The sequence below is a fragment of the Pedobacter endophyticus genome, assembly GCF_015679185.1.
Lineage (GTDB): Bacteria > Bacteroidota > Bacteroidia > Sphingobacteriales > Sphingobacteriaceae > Pedobacter > Pedobacter endophyticus.
Window position 1 is genome coordinate 3,997,048 of sequence record NZ_CP064939.1, and the last position, 20,173, is coordinate 4,017,220.

The 20,173-nt window shown below is 38.6% G+C and carries 22 protein-coding genes; 8 read left to right on the forward strand and 14 right to left on the reverse strand.

What is annotated here, in order from left to right; genetic code table 11:
- Positions 1-8: 8 nt before the first annotated feature.
- Complete coding sequence (locus IZT61_RS16230) at positions 9-1,757, reverse strand: APC family permease (protein WP_196098090.1); 1,749 nt, start codon at positions 1,755-1,757, stop codon at positions 9-11.
- Positions 1,758-1,937: 180 nt separating this feature from the next.
- On the opposite strand from IZT61_RS16230, the gene IZT61_RS16235 reads away from it, so the two are divergent.
- The 5 genes from IZT61_RS16235 to IZT61_RS16255 all read left to right on the forward strand — a co-directional run bounded on the left by IZT61_RS16235 (position 1,938) and on the right by IZT61_RS16255 (position 7,702).
- Positions 1,938-3,530: a L,D-transpeptidase family protein gene (locus tag IZT61_RS16235; protein ID WP_196098091.1), complete on the forward strand. Its 1,593-nt coding sequence runs from the start codon at positions 1,938-1,940 to the stop codon at positions 3,528-3,530.
- A gap of 90 nt (positions 3,531-3,620) precedes the next feature.
- Positions 3,621-4,850 (forward strand): cation:proton antiporter, encoded by a 1,230-nt coding sequence (locus tag IZT61_RS16240; protein WP_196098092.1) that lies wholly within the window; start codon positions 3,621-3,623, stop codon positions 4,848-4,850.
- Positions 4,851-5,217: 367 nt separating this feature from the next.
- Positions 5,218-5,787, forward strand: coding sequence for a Crp/Fnr family transcriptional regulator (locus tag IZT61_RS16245; protein WP_230383732.1), 570 nt, complete (start codon positions 5,218-5,220; stop codon positions 5,785-5,787).
- Positions 5,788-5,865: 78 nt separating this feature from the next.
- Positions 5,866-6,795: an alpha/beta fold hydrolase gene (locus tag IZT61_RS16250; RefSeq protein WP_196098093.1), complete on the forward strand. Its 930-nt coding sequence runs from the start codon at positions 5,866-5,868 to the stop codon at positions 6,793-6,795.
- Between the two features lie 10 nt (positions 6,796-6,805).
- The gene (locus IZT61_RS16255) at positions 6,806-7,702 is read left to right on the forward strand and encodes an NmrA family NAD(P)-binding protein (protein WP_196098094.1); all 897 of its coding nucleotides are present in this window, start codon (positions 6,806-6,808) and stop codon (positions 7,700-7,702) included.
- Between the two features lie 433 nt (positions 7,703-8,135).
- Here IZT61_RS16255 and IZT61_RS16260 read toward each other — a convergent pair whose 3' ends face one another.
- The 8 genes from IZT61_RS16260 to IZT61_RS16290 all read right to left on the reverse strand — a co-directional run bounded on the left by IZT61_RS16260 (position 8,136) and on the right by IZT61_RS16290 (position 14,866).
- Positions 8,136-8,513 (reverse strand): VOC family protein, encoded by a 378-nt coding sequence (locus IZT61_RS16260; protein ID WP_196098095.1) that lies wholly within the window; start codon positions 8,511-8,513, stop codon positions 8,136-8,138.
- A gap of 101 nt (positions 8,514-8,614) precedes the next feature.
- Positions 8,615-9,385 carry an AraC family transcriptional regulator gene (locus IZT61_RS16265; RefSeq protein WP_230383733.1) on the reverse strand — a complete coding sequence of 257 codons (771 nt, stop codon included), beginning with the start codon at positions 9,383-9,385 and terminating at the stop codon, positions 8,615-8,617.
- A gap of 568 nt (positions 9,386-9,953) precedes the next feature.
- Positions 9,954-10,085: a hypothetical protein gene (locus tag IZT61_RS22470; RefSeq protein ID WP_262895697.1), complete on the reverse strand. Its 132-nt coding sequence runs from the start codon at positions 10,083-10,085 to the stop codon at positions 9,954-9,956.
- A gap of 49 nt (positions 10,086-10,134) precedes the next feature.
- On the reverse strand, positions 10,135-11,217 hold the full coding sequence (locus IZT61_RS16270; RefSeq protein WP_196098097.1) for an alkene reductase: 1,083 nt from the start codon (positions 11,215-11,217) through the stop codon (positions 10,135-10,137).
- Between the two features lie 143 nt (positions 11,218-11,360).
- Positions 11,361-12,257, reverse strand: coding sequence for an NmrA family NAD(P)-binding protein (locus IZT61_RS16275; RefSeq protein WP_196098098.1), 897 nt, complete (start codon positions 12,255-12,257; stop codon positions 11,361-11,363).
- Between the two features lie 106 nt (positions 12,258-12,363).
- The gene (locus IZT61_RS16280) at positions 12,364-13,002 is read right to left on the reverse strand and encodes an NAD(P)H-binding protein (RefSeq protein ID WP_196098099.1); all 639 of its coding nucleotides are present in this window, start codon (positions 13,000-13,002) and stop codon (positions 12,364-12,366) included.
- A gap of 106 nt (positions 13,003-13,108) precedes the next feature.
- Positions 13,109-13,858, reverse strand: a complete 750-nt coding sequence (locus tag IZT61_RS16285; protein WP_196098100.1) for a pirin family protein — start codon at positions 13,856-13,858, stop codon at positions 13,109-13,111.
- 66 nt (positions 13,859-13,924) lie between these two features.
- On the reverse strand, positions 13,925-14,866 hold the full coding sequence (locus tag IZT61_RS16290; protein WP_196098101.1) for an NAD(P)-dependent alcohol dehydrogenase: 942 nt from the start codon (positions 14,864-14,866) through the stop codon (positions 13,925-13,927).
- A gap of 173 nt (positions 14,867-15,039) precedes the next feature.
- Between IZT61_RS16290 and IZT61_RS16295 the strand changes: the two genes are divergently transcribed.
- Both IZT61_RS16295 and IZT61_RS16300 read left to right on the forward strand, forming a co-directional pair.
- Positions 15,040-15,597, forward strand: a complete 558-nt coding sequence (locus IZT61_RS16295; RefSeq protein ID WP_196098102.1) for a Crp/Fnr family transcriptional regulator — start codon at positions 15,040-15,042, stop codon at positions 15,595-15,597.
- Between the two features lie 76 nt (positions 15,598-15,673).
- Positions 15,674-16,486: an SDR family oxidoreductase gene (locus IZT61_RS16300; RefSeq protein ID WP_196098103.1), complete on the forward strand. Its 813-nt coding sequence runs from the start codon at positions 15,674-15,676 to the stop codon at positions 16,484-16,486.
- Between the two features lie 85 nt (positions 16,487-16,571).
- On the opposite strand, the gene IZT61_RS16305 is transcribed toward IZT61_RS16300, so the two are convergent.
- The 5 genes from IZT61_RS16305 to IZT61_RS22660 all read right to left on the reverse strand — a co-directional run bounded on the left by IZT61_RS16305 (position 16,572) and on the right by IZT61_RS22660 (position 19,174).
- The gene (locus IZT61_RS16305) at positions 16,572-17,309 is read right to left on the reverse strand and encodes a helix-turn-helix domain-containing protein (protein ID WP_196098104.1); all 738 of its coding nucleotides are present in this window, start codon (positions 17,307-17,309) and stop codon (positions 16,572-16,574) included.
- Positions 17,310-17,895: 586 nt separating this feature from the next.
- A complete protein-coding gene (locus tag IZT61_RS22645; protein ID WP_449582144.1) occupies positions 17,896-18,042 on the reverse strand; it encodes a hypothetical protein in 147 nt (48 codons plus the stop codon).
- A gap of 437 nt (positions 18,043-18,479) precedes the next feature.
- On the reverse strand, positions 18,480-18,668 hold the full coding sequence (locus IZT61_RS22650; RefSeq protein ID WP_449582145.1) for a hypothetical protein: 189 nt from the start codon (positions 18,666-18,668) through the stop codon (positions 18,480-18,482).
- 75 nt (positions 18,669-18,743) lie between these two features.
- Positions 18,744-18,935 carry a YWFCY domain-containing protein gene (locus IZT61_RS22655; protein WP_449582146.1) on the reverse strand — a complete coding sequence of 64 codons (192 nt, stop codon included), beginning with the start codon at positions 18,933-18,935 and terminating at the stop codon, positions 18,744-18,746.
- Between the two features lie 71 nt (positions 18,936-19,006).
- A complete protein-coding gene (locus tag IZT61_RS22660) occupies positions 19,007-19,174 on the reverse strand; it encodes a YWFCY domain-containing protein (RefSeq protein WP_449582147.1) in 168 nt (55 codons plus the stop codon).
- A gap of 248 nt (positions 19,175-19,422) precedes the next feature.
- Between IZT61_RS22660 and IZT61_RS16315 the strand changes: the two genes are divergently transcribed.
- Positions 19,423-20,160 (forward strand): SDR family oxidoreductase, encoded by a 738-nt coding sequence (locus IZT61_RS16315; RefSeq protein ID WP_196098105.1) that lies wholly within the window; start codon positions 19,423-19,425, stop codon positions 20,158-20,160.
- Positions 20,161-20,173 lie beyond the last annotated feature (13 nt).

Genomic DNA, 20,173 nt, shown 5'->3' on the forward strand with positions numbered 1-20,173 from the left:
TATAAGTTTTACATGATCAGCCTGACACCGCCAAGTTCTGAAACGTGGTAGGGGAATTTATCACCAGGGGCACCAATGAACATGAAATTCTTAGGAATCGCCCATTTGCTCGATAATTCCTCGACAATATCAGGCCCGAACTCTCCCTCGATTTCTACAAAATCGATATCTATATCAGGATAGGCCCTGTCCAGCACTTCAATATCTTTTTTTAGATTTTGGTTATTGCTTTCCGCATTGGATATATGGACAATTTTGATCTTCTTGGTCGCTTCATTTTCCTCCACATAAATCATGACCCTGTTGAGTATAGAAACGTTATCCCCACGTGTGAAGAAAACCAGTTCTTGTGAATTTATCTTTACCAGGCCACGATGCAACCTCATATTAGTTAGTATAAACCTTTTCAAAGGTTTCCCTATGTGAGTTAAGGAATACAATATCCATTTGATCAGCTTTGCCCTATTGAGCATCACCAGGATAAATAACATTGATGGACCAAGATATTTAATGAACACATAGAATGCATCAGGGTTAAGCCGCATATTACCAAGAAAGGCGGCAATGATAAATGAAATTGCGACCACCACCGAGAGTACGGTAGCTTTCTCCATACGGGGCAGTCTGTTCCGTTTAATTTTTAACATCAGGTTGCCTATACCAAACAGCGCCATAACAGTCAGGAACGAAAATGTATATACACCTGCCAGATTCACCAGGTTTCCCCGCGTAACCAGCAGTATCGAAACGCAAAGAATAAAAAAGCCGATAACGATTCTATAATTGACGCCACGACGGTTCTTTACCAGAAAGAAATTGGGTAAGATCCTGTCCAGGGCAATTCGCTCTGCAAGTCCAGTTACCCCAACATAGGAAGTGAGCACCGCACCACTCAACACCAGTACTGCATCAACGGAAATCAGGTAACTCAACCAACTGCCTCCAGATGTTTGGCCCATAAATGACAACAAAGATTCTTTATGACCATCAATGATACCCAAAGGAATGATACTCAATGCCAGCAGCGCAATTACCGGATTAAAAAAGCTGACCACCCGCCACATATTTCTTAAGGTCTTGGGAAATACGCCAGGCTTTTGCTCTTCCACAAAATTTGCAGAACTCTCAAAACCAGAAATACCAAGCATAGCCGCTGAAAAACCAAAGAACAGCGCAGCTATGATGCTACCTGAACGTACAGGAAGGTGCCAGTTCCTGAGAAAAACATCCAGCCCATGATTAAACAGAAACCAGCAGCAAGCCAATACCAGCAAGCTAAGCGTGGCCAGGTGAGTAATGAAAATAAACACTGCAACTATGGCAGACTCCCCGATCCCAATTACAGCAAGCATTATGAAGATTAGCAGCAACAGTATTGTTGCCGGAATTAGCGGAAGTCCATGTACAATATCATGAAAGTAAAACATACCTTCATATGCTGAAATGACAGCGGTTGCCATGTAGGATAGTATAGTAAGGCACGCTGCAAAAGATGCTGTCTGTTTAGAAGTTGTGTTTAAGAGTACATTATATGCGCCTCCATTCAAGGGTAGTGCACCGACGACTTCTCCGTATATCTTTCTAAAAAGAAATAGTACCAGTCCAACGATCAGCAGTGAAATCCATGCATACTGGCCAGCGTAGGTAATGGTCAGCGCCGCTACATACAAGCATGAAGAACTGATATCGTTCCCACATATTGAAGTGGCTTTAAGTTCATTCAGCTTATTGTGAGGAGCTTCAATAGATTGTTTCATGTGCGATTGATAAACAGCTCAGTCGCGTTCAACAAAATGTATGTCTTCTCTACGGCATTTACCACTTCTATAACATCTATTCTGCCTAAAGGTTTTCTTCATGTAAACAAAGAAGCTGTTTATTTAAATACGGATTTGGAGATGTACTTCTTGGCAGTGTTGTTGTGAGATCATATTGTTATGAAAAAAGTACTTCTTTTTATTTTTCCTCTTCTGGTTTTCTGCTCTTTATTTAAAACTGCAGAAGCAGATTCCATAAACAAAAAAGCGCATCATTTGAAAGATTCAATTTTGGTTACCGCTTTTCACACTGACAGTGTTCATGTAGAGGAGTTTATCAAAAAAAATCCGTTTGGACCTGTCGTTGCGGATCAGATCAGGCAGTTTTACAAAACACGCGACTACCAGAACGCATGGATAACCGAAGATGGTCTTTCAGAACATGCGCAGATCTTTTTGAATTTGTACGATCAATACCGGTTATACTCGGCAGATTCCTCCTTCAAAAATGTACACCTCGCTTCTCAACTTGAGCTACTACAAAGTGAGGGAATGAGCATCGATTCCCTCAAAACTTATGAACAACTTGAACTAAAACTCACTGTTTTTTTTATACATTTTATAAAGCGAGCCTATGCAGGTAAAGTTGATCCTGAAAAATTTCAATGGCATATCCCTAGAAAAAAAATTGAAGTAGCTAGACTTTTGAATGAACTTGTTTTATCCAAAGACTTAATCCTCGATTCCTGGTTACCTATTAGTGAAGAATACAAAGCCATGAGGGATCATGTACTGCGGTTAAAATGCATTCCACAAGAAAAATGGACAAATATTTCGCTGTTGGAAGGGAAAAATATAAAACAAGGGGATACTTCCAAAAGTGTTAAGGCTATAAAAAACAGATTGTTACTACTTGGCGATCTGACAATAGGGGATACGACAGAGATCTATACAAATCAATTGTTAAATGCTGTAAAAGGCTTTCAAGTCCGGCATGGATTGACCATGGATGGGATCATAGGACCTAATTTTCTGGAAGCGCTAAATATGCCTATTCAAAAAAAAATAGAACAAATGCTGATTAACATGGAAAGGATGCGTTGGATGCCTAAATATGAAGCACGCAAAAGAGTTGTCGTAAATATACCAGAGTTTAGGTTACACGTGTATGAAGGGAATAAGGATATACTAAGCATGGATGTGGTAGTAGGCAAAGCAGCAACCAGAACAGTAATCTTTTCAGATCAGATCAAGCATGTTGTGTTTAGTCCTTACTGGAACCTACCACAAAGCATTGTTAAGAATGAAGTGCTTCCCGGATTAGAAAGCAATCCAAACTATTTGATCGACCACAACATGGAGCTTCGTGGCCAGCGAAATGGATTACCAATTATTCGACAAAAACCTGGACCCAGCAATGCGCTTGGAAGAGTTAAATTTATTTTCCCCAACAAATACAGTATCTATTTACATGACACCCCATCCAAACAATTATTCCAGCGAACAACCAGAGCGTTTAGCCATGGCTGCATCCGAGTAGAAGATCCCTCTGCATTCGCTGCAAATCTTCTCTTCCAAAAGAAAGAATGGACTTCAAAAAAAATAAAAGACGCAATGTCTTCGAATTTAGAACTATGGGTCAATTTGGATAGTCCTGTGCCAGTATATATAACGTATTTTACTTCCTGGATAGATTCATCAGGTAAACTGAATTTTAGAAAGGACATTTATGGACACGATAAAAGACTTGCGTCCCATTTGTTTGAGCACTGATTGAATGTCTGAACAGAAATAGTACTTTTACCAAGAATAGCCTAAATACAGTGTTTTTCGTTGAGTGTACCTTTTTCAAATAAATTTATTATGGATGGAATACAATTAATATCTCTCATCATTGCATTATCTGCAGGCTTGGCTTTCATTAATATTCGATACCTTAAGCTACCTTCAACAATAGGAATTATGGTATTGTCTTTACTGTTGTCACTAGTACTTTTAGTTGTGGGAGCTTCATCTTCACTAGGAAGTTTTGTAAAAGATATGATGGCCCAAATTGATTTTTCAGGCTTCCTGCTCGATTTTATGCTTGGGTTTTTATTGTTTGCCGGAGCATTGCACACTGATGTGAAAAAGCTTCGTAAAGCAAAATGGCCGATTCTGACCTATGCTACCGTAGGAATATTGATTTCTACTTTTTTAGTCGCTACTGGAATCTATTTGTTGCTGCCGTTTTTATATCAGCCAGTTGAATTTATTTATTGCTTACTTTTTGGTGCGCTTATTTCTCCAACTGATCCAATTGCGGTTTTATCAATTTTAAAAAAGGCAGGCATTTCAGAATCTATTGAAACCAAGATAACTGGTGAATCTTTATTTAATGATGGTGTAGGCGTGGTTGTCTTTTTAACCCTTTTTAGTGTTGCAAATAAAGGCTTCTCTGAAGTATCTACCTCTGATATATTGGTACTTTTGACTGAAGAAATTGTAGGTGGCATCGTATTAGGGTTAGCACTAGGTTATATAGGGTTTCTTATGCTCAAAAAAATAGACCATTATCAGACTGAAGTTTTAATAACCCTGGCTATGGTTATGGGTGGAATTTCCCTGGCTCCTTTATTTCACTTTTCTGGGCCCCTGGCTATGGTGATAGCGGGTTTATTTATTGGCAATAAAGGAGCTTTGGAGGCCATGTCAGAGCAGACAAGTGACTATGTTCATAAATTCTGGGAAATGGTAGATGAGATTTTCAATGCAATTCTATTTGTAGTTATTGGGTTGGAACTTCTTATCATACCTTTTGAGATATCGTTTCTATATGTAGGTTTAGTTTCAATTATTATCGTAATTCTCAGTCGTTTTATATCATTGATTACTCCGTCATACCTTTTTAGGCTGGAATACGAATTTCCAAAAAAGACATTTCTTATTATGACCTGGGGCGGCTTACGGGGCGGGATATCAATTGCCTTAGCATTATCATTAACAGTCGGAATGGAAAGAAATTTGATTGTTTGCGTGACCTACATAGTGGTTTTGTTCTCGATTATCGTGCAGGGACTTAGTTTAGAGCGGATAGTGAAAAAGCTTAATTAGGTATCTATCAATTATCGTTCACTCCAAAGCAGCCCTATCTTGATATCTGTTTTATATGTACAAATAGGATTATTAAGTTCGTTAACAAGACTAGTTATCAAGAAATTTTTGTAATCTTTATTACATGCTGTATATCTCGTCATCTCTGAGCAGGCATTTTGTCTATAATCAATAGATGCGATGACTTTAAGCATTCATATTCATAATTGTCATATCACATAACATTCATCTAAAAGCTGAAATGATAAATAAACAAATGACATAGATCTTAAGATTTTTAAAAGACTTTGCGTTTGAAATATGTCGCTTTAATTTTTAGTTTAGTAATTTTGTTTGGCTTAATATTAGCTTTGATACTGGATACTCAATGGGCATTGAAAAGTTTGTGAGATTTGTTAAGGGTGTGGTTGCCATCGATGAACAGGATTTGCAATTGGTCCAATCAAAATGCAGGCAAAAAGTAGTACCGAAGGGCAAGCTTTTATTAAAATGCGGTCAGGTTGCCAATCAGTATTACTTTATCGTATCTGGCGGACTTCGGTTTTACGATGCGTCGGGTGAACAGGAAAATACGACTTGGGTTTGTTTTAAAGATGAGTTTTTTACTGAAATATCCAGCCTTCATCCGCAAAAACCTACCCGGTTCAACATTGAAGCCATCGAGGAAACGAAACTGATCGTTATCGATAAGAAAGATATGGACTTTCTCTATGCCCACCTAAGCAGTTGGGAAGAATTCGGGCGTAAGATCTGGGAGGCTACAACCGCCAGAATGGTCGATCAGTTATTGAATTTCCAGACCTTGACTGCAGAAGAACGCTATCTTAAGTTTCTTACAAACGGAGAGCTGGGACAAAAAATTCCGGTAAAGCAACTTGCTGCTATCCTGGGTATCACACCCAATGCATTGAGCCGTATCAGAAAAAACATAAGGTAAGTCATTTTCTACCTTTTGGTAGTTTTGCCATTGTTTCATTGCCGTACATTTGATTTATTCAATTTAAACAGAAATCAAATGACAATATCTAGTGGAACAGCACAGCAAAAATTTTCAGATGACGAGCTCATTCAGGATTTTCGGGGATTTAGCAATCATTATGCAGAGGTTAATGGAGTCCGATTGCATTACGTAGATGGGGGCTCCGGTGAAGCGATAATCTGTCTGCCGGGATGGCCCCAGACCTGGTATTCTTACCGAAACATTGCTTTAGAATTTTCAAATACGCATCGGGTTATTGTTGTGGATATTAGGGGGATGGGTACTTCTGATAAGCCTGAAAGCGGTTATGATAAAAAGACAATGGCGCAAGACATTAATCAATTAATACATTCGCTTGGTTTAAAAAAAGTAACTATAATTGGTCATGATATTGGTGGAATGGTTGCAATGAGCCTGGCTTTCAATCACCCGGAAGTTGTTGATAAACTGGTTATAGCAGACGGGTTGCATCCTAACGAGGGCATGCTCAAGATGCCACTGTTACCTGCACCCGGAACTTTTGGTGAAAAAATGGATGCCAATATGCCTTATGCCTGGTGGATGGGTTTTAATCAAGTGAAGGGTTTACCTGAAAAAATTCTGGAAGGGCGTTTCCGGTTTCTGATAGATTATGTTTTTGATTACGTAATGATTGACGAAACCAAAATGACTGAAAAGGAGCGCAGTATTTATGCTGAAGCTTATAACGATGCAGGGAGTATCAGGGCTTCCAATGCATGGTATCAGGCATTTGGCCAGGATATCGAAGATTCGAAAAACTATCAGCAACTTCAAATGCCAGTTTTAGGAATTGGTAGCAATGTCAGTCATCAGTTTATGCAGATGTCGATGCCTTATGTTTGCCAAAACAGCCATTTAGTGGCTCTTTCTTCTGGCGGCCATTATATGTTTGAAGAAACGCCGGAGCAGGTAGTCGAAGCCATTTATAATTTTTTAAAATCATAAACAAATTACTATGAATAAAAATATTTTGGTAGCAGGTGCTACTGGTCATCTGGGGTCAATGATTTGTAAAGCTTTGACTGAACAGGGGGCTAATGTCATTGCCCTGGTAAGAAAAGAAAGTGATGCAGGAAAGAAAGAATCGCTTGCGCAAGCAGGTGCCATGGTGATTGGAGTAGATTTTAATAAGAATGCTGAAATCGCAAAAGCCTGTGAGGGGATAGATTGCGTCGTTTCTGCCCTAGCTGGACTTGCTGAGGTGATCATTGATACGCAGAGCGCACTTCTGGATGGTGCTATTGCTGCTGGAGTAAAGCGATTTATTCCTTCTGATTTTTGTACGGATTACCAGCCATTAACACCGGGAGAAAACAGAAACTTTGATCTTCGGAGAGCTTTTAAAAATTATATCGATGAAATTGACATCCAGGCCACTTCCATTTTTAACGGCGCCTTTGCTGATATACTGAAATACAATACCCCGATTTTAAACCTTAAAAATAGATCTATTGCCTATTGGGGTGATAAAGCGGACTGGAAACTGGATTTCACAACAATGGAAAACACAGCAGCATTTACTGCTTTGGTAGCTTTGCAGGATGAGAGTCCAAGAGATTTACATATCGCAAGTTTTCAAATCAGTCCGAAAATGTTGAAAGATAGTGTTAAGGCGATTAGTGGACAGGATTTTAACTTGCAAAAGTTGTCGGACTTGAATGAATTTTCAGCAAACATAAAAAAACAGAGGTCAGAAAATCCTTCCGGTGAGCAGGAGTTGTATGCCAAATGGCAACAATCACAATACATGTACTCGATGTTCACTACGCAACATCCAATGCTGGATAATCAACATTATGGCGAGATAAAATGGACTTCCGGGGATGAATATCTGAAAACATTTATAAAGTAATTAATTAAATAGGATTCTCGAAAACCCGGAGCCTTTTCTATTTCGTAATAGTGGATTCAATTTATTGGATAAACCGGTGTTAATTGACCCGACCTCACTCAAAATAATTTTATTACAAATGGTTTGTTCTCAAAATACTTACCAGTGATTAGATACTGGTTAGGTGGGGCCAATTAATTGGTAATTCCGTTAAGTTATTGATGTTGTCTTTTTATAACGCCAGGGTTTTCAAAAAGGAAATCAATATAAATATTATAGGGACGTCACATTTGAAACTGCTAATAAGATAGACCTTTTAAATAACATTTTTATGCTACACCTAACAACCAATAAATAACAGTAAAAATGAAAAAATTAGGTTTCTTATGATAAACAAGAATCATGCATGCTCAGGTTTATCTCTGTTGTTTTGGTGTTAATCAAAATCTGTGAATCAATCTTTAGGCTCCCAAAGCTGGATTTTGTTTCCTTCGGGATCTAAAATATGGACGAATTTACCGTAATCGAAACTTTCTATTTTATCGACAATGGTTACATTTTCCTTCTTTAGCGCTTCAACCAGTTCTTCCAGATTCTCAACCCTGTAATTAATCATAAAGTCTTTTTCCGACGGCGCGAAATATTTTGTGTCCTGCGGGAACGGGTTCCATTGCGTGAGGCCCTCTTTTGTGCTATCCTCAGCATCCCGCCACTTAAAACTCGTCCCGTAAGGGGTTGTATCGAAACCCAAGTGTAATTTATACCATGCATTGATTGCTTTCGGGTCTTTACATTTAAAGAAGATACCCCCGATACCGGTTACTTTTTTCATTTTTTTTTTATTGTTGCTAATCATTTTGTTCACCGTAAAACCTGACAGAAAGGCTGCAAGCAACAGTAAAGTAAGTAACCCTGTTTTTTCTGCTTTGATTATCATTTTGCCTTTAATTTTTTTATTGCTTTAACGGGAATGCCAATATCCAAATCGAAATGACTCCAGTTACATATATTTTCCTTATCTAAAAACACCTCTATTCCCGGTTGCGTTTCACATTCATAATTGCTATTAATCAGCCAATTATCAAAAAGATAATTTATCCCCTTCGCAACCAGATTGATATCGCCGGATACCCTGATAAATGCATATTTACAAGCCGGCAGAACTGTATGTTGAACGGGACTACCTGAGTTCATCTTGAAATTTTCAGGTAGGGTAATGCAGGCCTCATACCTATATTTCTCTTTTGGTGTTACTTCCGGATCATCTTTTGACATACCAAAAATGGTCTCCGATTCATAAAGGTTTTGTTGCTTTGCCCAGCTAACAAGTTTTGCAAATGCCGAAATAACTACGCCTTCCCTAAATGCATCGCTCACCCTGATATATGCAATCCTTCTTTCCTTCAGCTGCTTGATCTCAACAGGAAAAAGCTGTTCCGGTTCTTGCTGCTTCCATTCACAATGATATTCAATTATTGGCTGTAAATCTTTGCAAATCTTGCTGTTTTTTATTTTTTCGCCTTTCCGGTATCCGCTGGGCGAAACCTCGAAGTATTGTTTAAACAAGCGTGACAATGTCGTACTGGAAGAAAAACCGCATTCAATTGCGATTTCCGCGATTGGTTTTTTTGAAAATTTAAGCAGACGCGCAGCTTTTTCGTTACGCATCCTGCTAGTGAATGCTTTAACCGTTTCGCCCATCATCGCAACAAATATGCGGTGAAAATGGAAAGGCGAAAAGAAGGCGACGGAAGCTAATTCTTCAAGAGATACTGACCTGTGCAGGTTATTGTTGAGGTGGTCGATCACCCGATCGATCCTTCGCCGGTAAATGTCTGCTGAGCTATTATTCATTCGGAATAAATAATAAAATAGTTCATTTTAACAAAAGAGCAGGAGCTTTTAAATGAAAAACGGAAATACAGTTCTGCCATATTCCCGCTATCAAAATTTACGCTCTCTGGAAGCTAATGTAGCATTACCAAGCCTTTTATCAAAAATTTTCGGCATGCTGTAAATGGCTATTACTGATATGCTAATACATCCGGGTGGCGGTTTGGGCTTGCACGCACATGCAACTATCCACGAATCATTTTATGTCGTGGACGGAAAAGTTGAATTTTCCAACCGAAGAAGGGAAAAGTACTGCTAAAAAGGGAGATATTGTAACCATTCTGAAAGGTGGCGACATCCATAGTTTTATAAGTATCATTGACTCAAAGAACTTAAACCCCAAGGTTTGGTCACTACGGGGTAAACAAACAGCAGAAAGTTAGCTCAGCATATCGATAATTGCGAATTCACCATTGGTTTGTTTTCCCGGGATAATAATGCGATAGGTGTCGCCAACTACGGAGAGATGGCTTCCCTGACTTTTAATTATTTGTTTTACGTTATTTGCCATATCGTATCGGTTTAAATGATGATTTGTTTTTGAGGGCTCAGCATGCTACCTATTCTTTGAGAAATGGATAATCTGTGTAGCCTTGTTCTGCGCCACCAAACATAGTTGCCCTGTCCGGTTCGTTAAGTGCAGTGTTTTTTTCAAACCGTTTTGGCAGATCGGGATTTGCCAGAAACAGCGAGCCGAAGGAAACTAGTCCAGCTACACCATTTTCAAGTTCTGCTTCTGCCGAGGCTCTATCGTAGCCTGCGTTTGCAATGACCGTTTGCTGGATCATACTGCCAAATAATTCGATCTCATCATTTGCCGGATAGTGGGAAGGAGAAGGGAAATAAGGGCTCCGCCTCATTAACTCGACGTAGGCAAAATCTAATTTGTTGAGTTCGTCAATCAGGTGAGTGTAAGTGCCTAAGGGATTATCTAAAATCATATCACCATAAGGATGGAAAGGTGAAATCTTAATTCCAACTTTTTCCCCACCTACGGCATTGATCAGTTCCTGCATGACTTCAATAACAAAACGTGTCTTATTAGGGATGCTGCCACCGTACTTATCTGTTCTTTGATTTGAACTCTCTGCCAAAAACTGACTTGGCAGGTAACCATTTGCAGCATGAAGTTCAACCCCATCAAAACCGGCTTCGATGGCATTTTTAGCAGCCTGCCCATAATCTTTTATAGTTTGCTCTATCTCCGCAATGTTAATTTCCTGAGGCGTTTCGTAATTTTTTAAACCTTGCGATGTAAAATGTTGCATCCCTTGTATAGCAACCTTGGAGGGAGCAAGCGGTAATTTGCCATTTCTGTCAATAGAATGCCCTACACGGCCTGTATGCCAGAGCTGTGCGATAATTATGCCTCCATGATCGTGTACAGCCTTAGTAACCTTTTTCCAGGCTTCAATCTGTTCGTTCCTGAAGATGCCGGGTGTAAGCGGGCTGCCGGTTGCTTCATCGCTTATCCTGATGGCTTCGGTAAATATCAGGCCTGCGCTGGCTCTTTGCGTATAATACTCAACGGTCATATCACCTACAACACCGTTATTATCAGCACGGCTTCTTGTCATTGCAGACATTGCCATTTTGTTCTTTAATGTTAGACTTCCTAATTGTATTTCTTCTAATAATTTCATGATATTTTTAATTTTAGTGCTACATTATTATCTTACAAAGATGTCTCTATAGAATAAAGGGAACTTGTATCAAATCACTGTTTTAATGTGATAAGGAATTAATTCCACCTTACTCTATGTCTTTGAGCACTCTTGGTATATGCTTATTGCTTATTGTAGAGTGGCAAGTAAACCTCAGCTACAAAATCTTCTGCTGTTGTAGGGGTTGTAGTTGAATGATCTCTTTTTTGATAATTCATCATTCCGGCTTTAATAGCAATCGCCATGTCTAATAAATTATTCACAAAATCTTCTGAAAAACCATTCTCTAAGAACACCTGTTTTGCCTGCTCTACGGGAATTTGCACGTAAGGTAATTCAGGATTCCCTATGGCGCTACCAACGATATTGGTGAATTCTCTATAGGTATAATCCCTTGGCCCCATTACAGCATGCACACTTTTACCTGTGAAGTTTAGGTTTGCTAAATGTGCCGCTGCCACTTTAGCCACATCCTGAGTTGCCACCATGGGGATAGCATGGTCACCAACGGCTGCTGTTCCGTTAATTCCTTTTAATTTCACCAAGCCGATGGTTCTTAAAAAGTTTTCCATGAAGTAGGCAGAACGGATATGTAACACATTTACATCCTGTAATTGATTTAACCTCACTTCTTGTTCACCAGTGCCACCCATTATGCCATTTCCTTCGTGCATATGAGAGCCTACACTACTCATGTTTACAATGTATTTAATGCCAGACTTTTCGATGGCTTCTATTAACCTGCTTGTTACATCCCGTTGGTACGCTCTGGTGTTTTCGGCTTTTACGTTATCAGGTAATAATATAAAGGCGCCATCGGCGTTAGCAAAGGCACTTGTCAGCGTTTCAACATCGGTGATGTCTCCTGCAATTATTTCTGCACCAAGACTGCGATATCTTTCTAACTTTTCAATATGTCTAGCTATCAGTATTACATGATGACCTTCATTGATAAGGTTTTCTGAAATTTTATTACCCACAGTTCCAGTCGCACCGAGTATTACTATTTTCTTTTTCATTTTAGTATTTTTTAATCGTTATTAATTATTTACTATACAAAGATGCTGTGATTTATATAGTGAAATTTGTATCAAATCACTATACTGTTTTTGATTAAGCTAACTATTATTGGAGATTACAACTATACATTCCACCGTCAAAATGGACTGCGTTTGTTTGCGTGATAAACAGTACAATGTCAGAAGTTTCAGTTGCTTGGAATGTTGGGTTTTCTATTTCAACCAACACACTTTCTCCAGTGACAAGCGACATAGTACCATTGATGTTTATTTTTCCGTCAAATACATAAAACAGGAAGGCAGCATTTTCAGCTGGAGATTCGGGTAGGATGATTTCTGTATCTTTTTCTAATCGCAGATCCATTAACCTTGTATTGCTATTTATTTGCAGCGGGTAATCGTCGCCTTTTCCAACTATTTTTCGCCATTGATTGTTACTGCCAGACTTTTCGATGGCTTCTATTAACCTGCTTGTTACATCCCGTTGGTACGCTCTGGTGTTTTCGGCTTTTACGTTATCAGGTAATAATATAAAGGCGCCATCGGCGTTAGCAAAGGCACTTGTCAGCGTTTCAACATCGGTGATGTCTCCTGCAATTATTTCTGCACCAAGACTGCGATATCTTTCTAACTTTTCAATATGTCTAGCTATCAGTATTACATGATGACCTTCATTGATAAGGTTTTCTGAAATTTTATTACCCACAGTTCCAGTCGCACCGAGTATTACTATTTTCTTTTTCATTTTAGTATTTTTTAATCGTTATTAATTATTTACTATACAAAGATGCTGTGATTTATATAGTGAAATTTGTATCAAATCACTATACTGTTTTTGATTAAGCTAACTATTATTGGAGATTACAACTATACATTCCACCGTCAAAATGGACTGCGTTTGTTTGCGTGATAAACAGTACAATGTCAGAAGTTTCAGTTGCTTGGAATGTTGGGTTTTCTATTTCAACCAACACACTTTCTCCAGTGACAAGCGACATAGTACCATTGATGTTTATTTTTCCGTCAAATACATAAAACAGGAAGGCAGCATTTTCAGCTGGAGATTCGGGTAGGATGATTTCTGTATCTTTTTCTAATCGCAGATCCATTAACCTTGTATTGCTATTTATTTGCAGCGGGTAATCGTCGCCTTTTCCAACTATTTTTCGCCATTGATTGTTACTGTAAGTTTCGGCTAATTGATGAAATTGAACTTGTGGAATCAGACCCATGGTTTCTGGCCTGATGAATATTTCTAATCCTTCTAAAACACCACCATGTTCTAACACTTTTTCTTCGTGATAAAAGTTTGCCCCGGCATTGATTACCATCACTCTGCGGTTTGAGATGGTGTCTGTATGCTTTTCAGAATCGGGATGTTTGACTTCGCCTCTTCTTAAGTAGGTGATAATCTCATCTTCCCTGTGCGGATGCATTGGGATCAACGTCTCTGGTGTAATCCGGGCATGATCTATTCTACCTATTGTGGAAAATCCTGTATCTTTCAATTCAGGCTGGATAAGCCCTGGATATAAAATTTGTATTCCAAATCCGTCACGCTGCTTACCATATTTAATTGTATTGTCTATTTTTGTTAACATGATATTTTGTTTTATCTCAATAATTGTGAAGTAAGCAAAGATCGCCGGGCACCACTTTGCGCAAATTCAATTAATTTCTACGGCAACTTTTCCGATGTATCCGCCCTGTTCGGCATAGTCGTATGCTTCCCTGTATTGGGTAAATGGAAATGCTTTGTTAACTTCGATCTGTAATCCATTCTCGACCTCGTTTAGTAGAACATCCGTGTATTTGGTGGATGGGCTGGAAAGTATTACAATGTGCTTTTTGGCAGTGAAGAGGTTGGCGAAAAATGAGAGAGGGATTTCAATCGTCTTTGGTGTTGGGTTTAGAAATATGGCCTTAGCATTCATGATGCGTTTGGCATTTTTGTAACCCATTTTGCCCGACAGATCAATAACGATATCATAAGAAACTTTCTCAGTTAGCACATTCTCTTTGGTATAATCTATTACCGTATCTGCTCCCCATTCTTTTGCATAGGCTAATCCCTTTGGGCTTGAAACTGCTGTTACATTAGCACCCTGTTGTCTTAACAATTGAAGTAAAAACATACCGAAACCTCCGGTCGCCCCATTTATCAAGATGGTAGTCTGCGAGTCGATTTTACCCATTTTTTGTATTGATGTAACTGCCGCAATGCCTGCTACCGGAATAGATGCCGCCTGGGTAAAGCTGATACTGGAGGGCTTTTTCCAGACCAATGAAGCGGTTACTGCGACATACTCGGCTGAAGCACCCACTTTCATATTTTTGACTACTCCAAAAACCTCGTCGCCTTTTTTCAGGCCGGTCACAGAAGTCCCGGTTTCTTCAATGATACCTGCGAAGTCTGTCCCTGTCAGCTTCGGAAACTTTGAGCCGGACATTAATTTCATTTCTCCTTTCCTGATTTTCCAATCCATAGGATTGATGGAAAAGGCTTTTAATTTAACCAGTACTTCATCTGCTTTAACAGTGGGTTTTGGCAGTTCAACAGTTTGTAAAACAGCTGTGGTTCCGAATTCGTTGTATGCTAGTGCTTTCATAATATGAATTTTTAATTGTCTAAATTGATATTACAAAGTTGCACACAAGCGCACTAGCAAACTTGTATCAGATCACTATTGTACGATTAAGTGATTATTGCATTCATCGTATAGCTGAATACTTCTTAACAAATGTTAAACGAGTCAAAACAATTATTGAGTAATTTTGAGACATGGAAGAGTTTATACAATACATATTGCAGTATGGCAATTTGAATAAACAACAGATTGACCTGATTACATCCAAGGCAAAAGAGCTACAACTTAACAAAGACGACTATTTTGCTGAGGCTGGAAAAGTACTGAAACAAGTAGGTTTTATAATTGATGGCATCCTCCGGATTTGTTATTACAACAATAAAGGCGAAGAAATCACCAAAATTTTCATAGAGGAAAAGCATTTAGTTTATAACTTGAGCAATGTGCCTTCCACGGAATATATTCAGGCAGCGACAAATTGTAAACTGCTGGTGTTTTCTAACCAGGATTGGAAAGAAATTGCTGACACGATAATCGATTGGGAACATATCATTCAAAAAATTGCCCACAAATCCCTTTTTCAAAAATTGGAAAGAGTTAGTCCGCTTATATCACAGGATGCTACAACCCGCTATTTGGAATTTATGGAAAAATATCCCACTCTTGTCAATCGTATTCCTTTGGCATATATTGCTTCATACCTTGGTATTACACAGCAATCTTTAAGCAGGATCAGAAAAAGCATCCGCTAATCTGTTTTTAACAAATGGTAAACGGGGTCTGTTATTTTTATTGGAATTTTGTCATGTAAATTTTAAAGAACAAAAAATGAACAAGACAATTTTTATAACAGGAGCTTCATCAGGTTTAGGAAAAGCGACCGCTAAATTATTTGCTTCGAAAGGGTGGACGGTCATCGCTGCAATGCGGGAACCGGACAAGGAAAGCGAACTTATCCAGTTTTCAAATATACATGTGTTAAAATTGGATATCAGCGATGCTCTGCAGACAGCAGAAATCGCAGCAAAGGCGGAAAAAATAAGTCCGGTTGATGTAGTACTGAATAATGCCGGTCACGGATTAATGGGACCTCTTGAAGGAACAACTGACGAACAACTTGCTCAGCAAATTAATACCAACTTTTTAGGAACCGTTTTGGTAACTAAATCTTTTCTTCCTTATTTAAGGGAGCGAGAAAAGGGTATAATTCTTAATGTAACATCTTCAACAGCTAATATTCCATATCCATTTGTAGCGGTGTATGCTGGAACCAAAGCTGCTTTAGAAACCTGGACAGAAGCTATGAGTTATGAATTAAATGGGTTTGGTATCAGTATCAAAACAGTAGTTCCGGCTTATATGCAAACTAATTTTGGTAATAATGCACAAATAGTTTCACATCAGGATTATCAAGATGTTTTTAATCAATATGTTACAGCAATGAAAGCAGATTCAGGTGCCAAACGCGATACGCCCGAAAGTATCGCCGATGTTATTTACGACGCTGCCACAAACAATAAAAAACTGTTACATTATACCGCAGGTAGCCTTTCTACAAAAGAATATGAATGGTTAAAAAAAGACGGAATTGAGGTAGTGATGAATGAAATGAACAATCGTTTTTTCGGTAGCAGAAAGTAAAGCTAAACTAACTAAACAGCTATGCACATATTGTGGTAATAACAAACTGTGCATAGTTGATCGTTCCCATATCTATTATATGAGATTAATAAATCTGTATCAAATCACTATTAAACTTCAACGCTTTCGGGGGCATCCCAAACATTTCGTACATGTACTTATTCATTTGTGGGAGGTCGTAAAAACCAGTATCATAGGCAACATCCGTAAGGCTTCTGTCTTTATCAGAAAGTGTAAGATAGATCGCCTGGCGCAGCCTTGTCCATAACAAATATTTTGATAAACTGCTTCCCGTTTGTTCTTTGAAGAGAGATGCTAGTCGAGACGCAGAAAGAAAAACAATATCTGAAAAGGTTTGTGGGGTAATATCAGATTGAAAATAGTTGGCTTTGATGTAGTCCGCTATTTTAGTTACCCTTTCATCATATTCAATCGACGGTAATTGGTGTATTAATGCATCAATCAATATTTTAATATCCAAACTGTCACGGGCTGTCTGAAAAAAGGAATTTGTTTCCTGTGGTGTGTCGAAAACGATATACTCTGGATATTCCGTAAACCTCTTTGCCAGTTCTAAACCAATAGTCGAATAGGGTTCTATATTTAGAACATTCAACGTTCCATTTTCAGCCTCACAAAAATGCTTAACTTGAGGCTTTATTAAAAAACCATGAATTCCCTCGTAAAGTACTCCATTGATAGTTGAATTGAAAGGAGTGTCATTAGAAAGCACAATTTGATAAGCCGAATGATGATGAATTTCAACTGTGAGGTTGCGAGCCCTAAGAGCAAGAATGAAAGGGTTGTTGATCGGCTTTCTCATATAAGTTTAAATATCTCGATTATTAGCTGGAAATTTACTAATAAAACAGTGACTTGTTGAGTAATATTATATCTCCGTTTTCATGAATATACGAATATAAAAAGCCTAAATAGGAATGGTGTGTTTGCTTTTAGTTATGCTTGTCCCGCTTGCACAAGTCTCTTTATCAAACACTTTCGTTTTTACAAAATAAAATAATTCATTCTTTATCGCTTTTACATTAATATGAATCTAAGCATTCTATAACGATTCCGCGGACATTATTGCTTCATAGGTTTTGGGGATTTATCGAATGCTGCAAGTTCGGATCATTCTTGATACGCTCCAATTCAGTTTCGATAACCTTCAGATATCTTGTTTTATCTGGTAATAAATGCTTTCAATCTGCTGATTCATTTTATCCTCGCCCTTTTTATCTATAAAAGATAAGATTTCCGGTCTCTTTTGATAGGCTTTGTTTCCGCGGTTACCTTTTCATTATCCCTACGAAATCTGCGTGGAATATTTTCTGTTCTATATGTTCGCCAAAGTTATCCGATACAGAACCGACGAATATATCTTTTTTTGTTACCAGCTCTACAATTCTTCAATTGTACAAGTTCAAAGCTGCGGAATAGATATTTTGACCGTCGGGATTATTGCCCACGCTTAAAATTTTAGGGTCTTTCGGGTTGTTGATATCGAGTTTTAAATCATCGCCTGTGATCACCCAATAGAATTGGGGGGTAATCATTATTGATAAAGGAATTTTTTGCCGATGAGATTTGTCCTTGTAATTGGTCTTGTGCGCCACCCTGCCACGCGTCCATAAATAGCGACAATTTTTTTTTCAAATCGAGATATGAGGTCAAAATCTTGAACACGTCCGAATACATTTTGTTCAGCAGTGCAATGGCGTGTGGGAATGTGCATTATTTACCATTATCATAGATTTTCAGCCATTAGATAATGGCAGCCAATAAGATAATTGGATTCTCTACAAAAAAAAATCCCCCTGCTTCTGTCTCCAAGATGTGTCAAGGTTCAGTATTATGATATAAGCCGCTTCGTAGGCATCAGCAATATCCGTCAAAGAATCAGGATTGAGTGGGTTGCAACGGTGGCTCTTGCGCGTGTCGTCAAAATTTATAGCATAAAATCTCGGCTGAAGTTAGTATTTATCCCGATGCTCTAATGAATGGCTGTATGTAATGCCAGATAGGTCGTAAACTTGAAATCGTAGATGTGCATACTGAAGCCTTTTTCGATCTGCTGCTTGATGTAGTTATTTACGAAGGATAAGATTTTCCTGAACCCGGAGTGCCAAACACAATTGATGGCCTGAAAGGATTGACAATGTTTTTCCAATCGTTGTTCCATTTGCCGTGGTAGTAAATTTTGGTGGCAGGTTGACTGAATACTCGTTTTCCATAGCTTTGTTTCCTGCTGAAACCTCTAGTTCTCGTTATTCAAAACATTGATCATCAAATTAGTGCGGAGCACTCGGCTCATCCATACGCCCGCCGTCAGCAAGGCGAGATAACATAAAGAGACATTGAGAATATACAGAAATGTGCCCGTTGCCTGAGAAAGCCTTAGCAACGGTGCATTTAGGAAGAACAGTACCAAACCTAAACCCAAAGCCACGTAAATTTTAGATCAGGTTATATTCTCGTTCTATACGCCCTTTATTTCTAAACAGCTTAATGCCAACAGAATCAAAGCAAATCCTTTGGTATAAAGAGGGTGTGAAATAAACCCGCCTTCCGGTTGAAATTGCCCAATATCCTGTTGATTACTTCTGGGGTCCAGCCAAGTTGTAAAAAGAAACCGAGGCAGAACCAATAAAGGTGCATCAGCATCAAAAGAATAGTTACTGCTCTCATAAAAAGCCATGATCTTGGCAGGTCCCCGTAATCGTCTTCTATCTGAATTATTTTAAGTTTTAATGTTCAGGCGTGAACTTAAAAGCTCTATGGAGTGGCTATAAAAATATGTTTCCAATGGCGTTCTGTGGCAGTATTTGATGTTGGTATGCTACAATTGACTTTCTGACTACAACAAATACCAATTTGACTACTTTTTACAATTCGACAATTAGGAATTTTACATCAGAATTAAAACAAGAAAATATATGCGAATCCTCAAAGAAAAAGTAGTTGCTATAACAGGTGCCAGCAGTGGAATGGGCAAAGCCATAGCAATAGAACTAGCACAAAACGGGGCAAAAGTTATTTTAGGCGCAAGGCGAGCAGAACAATTACAACAAATTGTTGAAGAAATTATGAGTAATGGTGGAGAAGCCGCCTCTGCTCAAATTAATGTGAAGAATAAGTCTGATCTGGTTCGGCTTTGCAATACAGCAGTTGAGCAATATGGAAAACTAGATGTAATTGTAAATAACGCCGGTGTCAGCCAGTTAAGTCGCATTGACGAACTGGATATGGATGGTTGGGAAGAAATGATAGACATTAACCTCAGGGGAGTTTTATATGGGATGGCGGCCGCCATCCCAATTTTCAAACAACAACAATCCGGGCACATCGTCAATATCATCTCAACTTCAGGATTAAAGGTTGTACCAATGCAGGGTGTGTATGCTGGAACAAAAAATGCCATTCGCACCATAGGAGAAGCGTTTCGTCAGGAGTCAGACGGAAACATACGAATTACGGGCATTTCACCCGGATTTGTAAAAACAGATTTTGCAGATAACATCAAGAATAAAGAAATGAAAACAGCAATTCAAAAAGGAATGCAACAAATTGCTATAAATCCCATAGCTATTGCGAACGCTGTGATTTATGCAATAAGTCAGCCTGATGATGTTGAGATTGGAGATATTGTTATTCGTCCGTCAAAACAAAATTGATTAAATTCGTAAA

What these genes read in the sequence shown, in the direction of transcription:
- IZT61_RS16230 (WP_196098090.1), bottom strand. Translation starts at nt 1,757, where the DNA reads ATGAAACAATCTATTGAAGCTCCTCACAATAAGCTGAATGAACTTAAA.
- IZT61_RS16235 (WP_196098091.1), top strand. Translation starts at nt 1,938, where the DNA reads ATGAAAAAAGTACTTCTTTTTATTTTTCCTCTTCTGGTTTTCTGCTCT.
- IZT61_RS16240 (WP_196098092.1), top strand. Translation starts at nt 3,621, where the DNA reads ATGGATGGAATACAATTAATATCTCTCATCATTGCATTATCTGCAGGC.
- IZT61_RS16245 (WP_230383732.1), top strand. Translation starts at nt 5,218, where the DNA reads ATGGGCATTGAAAAGTTTGTGAGATTTGTTAAGGGTGTGGTTGCCATC.
- IZT61_RS16250 (WP_196098093.1), top strand. Translation starts at nt 5,866, where the DNA reads ATGACAATATCTAGTGGAACAGCACAGCAAAAATTTTCAGATGACGAG.
- IZT61_RS16255 (WP_196098094.1), top strand. Translation starts at nt 6,806, where the DNA reads ATGAATAAAAATATTTTGGTAGCAGGTGCTACTGGTCATCTGGGGTCA.
- IZT61_RS16260 (WP_196098095.1), bottom strand. Translation starts at nt 8,513, where the DNA reads ATGAAAAAAGTAACCGGTATCGGGGGTATCTTCTTTAAATGTAAAGAC.
- IZT61_RS16265 (WP_230383733.1), bottom strand. Translation starts at nt 9,385, where the DNA reads ATGATGGGCGAAACGGTTAAAGCATTCACTAGCAGGATGCGTAACGAA.
- IZT61_RS22470 (WP_262895697.1), bottom strand. Translation starts at nt 10,085, where the DNA reads ATGGCAAATAACGTAAAACAAATAATTAAAAGTCAGGGAAGCCATCTC.
- IZT61_RS16270 (WP_196098097.1), bottom strand. Translation starts at nt 11,217, where the DNA reads ATGAAATTATTAGAAGAAATACAATTAGGAAGTCTAACATTAAAGAAC.
- IZT61_RS16275 (WP_196098098.1), bottom strand. Translation starts at nt 12,257, where the DNA reads ATGAAAAAGAAAATAGTAATACTCGGTGCGACTGGAACTGTGGGTAAT.
- IZT61_RS16280 (WP_196098099.1), bottom strand. Translation starts at nt 13,002, where the DNA reads ATGAAAAAGAAAATAGTAATACTCGGTGCGACTGGAACTGTGGGTAAT.
- IZT61_RS16285 (WP_196098100.1), bottom strand. Translation starts at nt 13,858, where the DNA reads ATGTTAACAAAAATAGACAATACAATTAAATATGGTAAGCAGCGTGAC.
- IZT61_RS16290 (WP_196098101.1), bottom strand. Translation starts at nt 14,866, where the DNA reads ATGAAAGCACTAGCATACAACGAATTCGGAACCACAGCTGTTTTACAA.
- IZT61_RS16295 (WP_196098102.1), top strand. Translation starts at nt 15,040, where the DNA reads ATGGAAGAGTTTATACAATACATATTGCAGTATGGCAATTTGAATAAA.
- IZT61_RS16300 (WP_196098103.1), top strand. Translation starts at nt 15,674, where the DNA reads ATGAACAAGACAATTTTTATAACAGGAGCTTCATCAGGTTTAGGAAAA.
- IZT61_RS16305 (WP_196098104.1), bottom strand. Translation starts at nt 17,309, where the DNA reads ATGAGAAAGCCGATCAACAACCCTTTCATTCTTGCTCTTAGGGCTCGC.
- IZT61_RS22645 (WP_449582144.1), bottom strand. Translation starts at nt 18,042, where the DNA reads ATGATTACCCCCCAATTCTATTGGGTGATCACAGGCGATGATTTAAAA.
- IZT61_RS22650 (WP_449582145.1), bottom strand. Translation starts at nt 18,668, where the DNA reads ATGGAACAACGATTGGAAAAACATTGTCAATCCTTTCAGGCCATCAAT.
- IZT61_RS22660 (WP_449582147.1), bottom strand. Translation starts at nt 19,174, where the DNA reads ATGAGAGCAGTAACTATTCTTTTGATGCTGATGCACCTTTATTGGTTC.
- IZT61_RS16315 (WP_196098105.1), top strand. Translation starts at nt 19,423, where the DNA reads ATGCGAATCCTCAAAGAAAAAGTAGTTGCTATAACAGGTGCCAGCAGT.